Origin of the sequence: Belnapia arida, assembly GCF_016773205.1 — a bacterium.
Classification (GTDB): Bacteria; Pseudomonadota; Alphaproteobacteria; order Acetobacterales; family Acetobacteraceae; genus Belnapia; species Belnapia arida.
On record NZ_JAETWB010000221.1, the window covers coordinates 1 to 252 of the forward strand.

Here is a 252-nt window from a genome sequence, read left to right on the forward strand (position 1 = left end):
GCCCATGCGGGCAACCCTCGTTCACCCGCGCATCGTAGGACGAGCCACCCGGCTCAAGGCGGACATACGGTCTTACTCGGCCGCCGCCATCTCGCTGATTGAGGCATACCGCCCCTCGTCCAGCAGCTTCTGGTACCGGAACGCCCGGGCCAATGCCTTCACCAGAACAGGGTCCGCACGCGTGGTCACAGCCGGCACGTCGTCTTGAGCCGGCGTCACAACCGTCTTCCGCCCCGGCCGCCGACGGATGGC

The 252-nt window shown here is 67.9% G+C and carries 1 pseudogene; it reads right to left on the minus strand.

Features of this window, described 5'->3' with window-relative positions:
• Positions 1–72: 72 nt before the first annotated feature.
• Positions 73–252: pseudogene (locus tag JMJ56_RS34680) on the minus strand (hypothetical protein); the annotation flags it as partial.